1 protein-coding gene and 1 pseudogene are annotated in these 1935 nt (G+C 63.4%); both read right to left on the bottom strand.

The window, feature by feature from the left end:
- Positions 1-1021, bottom strand: a pseudogene (nuoG, locus tag FOZ70_RS38400) (NADH-quinone oxidoreductase subunit NuoG); the annotation flags it as partial.
- A 139-nt stretch (positions 1022-1160) separates the two neighbouring features.
- Positions 1161-1935: NADH-ubiquinone oxidoreductase-F iron-sulfur binding region domain-containing protein (locus tag FOZ70_RS36960; RefSeq protein ID WP_219707862.1), on the bottom strand; the 775-nt coding region annotated here is incomplete at its 5' end.

Genomic DNA, 1935 nt, shown 5'->3' with positions numbered 1-1935 from the left:
GCCACGGTGCGCCCTGGACCGGCGCCGAGAAATCCTGCTGACGCAGACGGAAATCAACGTTCGGCGTCTTCAGTTCGCTGGCGAGCTGCTTCACGAGGAACAGCTCTTCGGCGGTGCTGTGCGCGCTCGCGAGCATCGCCAGCGCGTTCGCGCCGTGATCCGCGGCGATGCCCTTCAGGCCCTTCGCGACGTATTCGAGCGCGGTCTGCCAGTCGGTTTCGATCCACTGGCCGCCCTGCTTCAGCATCGGCTTCGTCAGGCGCTCTTCGCTGTTGAGGCCTTCATACGAGAAGCGGTCCTTGTCCGAGATCCAGCATTCGTTGATCGCTTCGTTCTCGAACGGCAGCACGCGCATCACGCGGTTGTTCTTCACCTGCACGACGAGGTTCGCGCCGACGGAATCGTGCGGGCTCACCGATTTGCGGCGCGACAGTTCCCACGTACGGGCGCTGTAGCGGAACGGCTTGCTGGTCAGCGCGCCAACCGGGCACAGGTCGATCATGTTGCCCGACATTTCGGAATCGACCGTCTTGCCGACGAACGTCGTGATTTCCGAGTGCTCGCCGCGGCCCAGCATGCCGAACTCCATCACGCCGGCGATTTCCTGGCCGAAGCGGACGCAGCGCGTGCAGTGGATGCAGCGCGACATCTCTTCCATCGAGATCAGCGGGCCCACGTTCTTGTGGAACACCACGCGCTTTTCTTCCGAGTAGCGCGACGACGACTTGCCGTAGCCGACCGCCAGATCCTGCAGCTGGCATTCGCCGCCCTGATCACAGATCGGGCAGTCGAGCGGATGGTTGATGAGGAGGAATTCCATCACCGACTGCTGCGCCTTCACGGCCTTGTCGGATTGCGTGTGGACGATCATGCCGGCCGACACGGGAGTCGCGCAGGCAGGCACGGCCTTCGGCATCTTCTCGACTTCGACGAGACACATCCGGCAGTTGGCCGCAACCGACAGTTTCTTGTGATAGCAGAAGTGAGGAATGTACGTATCCGCCTTGTGCGCAGCCTGGATCACCATGCTGCCTTCGGGCACCTCGACCTTCTTGCCGTCTATTTCAAGTTCAACCATGATGGTGAATGGTCCTTAACCTATTTCCGCCCGTTCGCGCCTTCGCCCGACCGTGCGCTCAAATTCCGCAACCGGGTTCGCTTCAGGCTGCCGCCGCGTGCGCGTGGCCGCCGACCATGCAGTGCTTGTGCTCGACGTGGTACGCGAATTCGTCCCAGTAGTGCTTGAGCATCCCGCGAACCGGCATCGCCGCCGCATCGCCGAGCGCACAGATCGTGCGGCCCATGATGTTCTCGGCCACCGAGTTCAGCAGGTCCAGATCTTCCTGGCGCCCTTCGCCGTGCTCGATACGGTTCACGACGCGATACAGCCAGCCGGTGCCTTCGCGGCACGGCGTGCATTGGCCGCACGATTCCTCGTAGTAGAAGTACGACAGGCGCAGCAGCGAGCGCACCATGCAGCGCGTCTCGTCCATCACGATCACCGCGCCGGAACCGAGCATCGAGCCCGCCTTCGCGATCGAATCGTAGTCGAGATCCGTCTGCATCATGATGTCGCCCGGGATCACCGGTGCCGACGACCCGCCCGGAATCACGGCCTTGATCTTCTTGCCGCCGCGCATCCCGCCAGCGAGCTCCATCAGCGTCGCGAACGGCGTGCCGAGCGGCACTTCGTAGTTGCCCGGACGCTCGACGTCGCCCGACACCGAGAAAATCTTCGTGCCGCCGTTGTTCGGCTTGCCGATCTCGAGGTAATTCTGCGGCCCGATGGACAGCAGGAACGGCACCGCGGCAAACGTCTCGGTGTTGTTGATCGTGGTCGGCTTGCCGTACACGCCGAAGCTCGCCGGGAACGGCGGCTTGAAGCGCGGCTGGCCCTTCTTGCCTTCGAGCGACTCGAGCAGCGCCGTTTCCTCG

Origin of the sequence: Burkholderia sp. COPS, from assembly GCF_019425585.1 — a bacterium.
GTDB classification, from domain to species: domain Bacteria; phylum Pseudomonadota; class Gammaproteobacteria; order Burkholderiales; family Burkholderiaceae; genus Burkholderia; species Burkholderia cepacia.
This window is presented reverse-complemented; position numbering and strand designations above follow the sequence as displayed.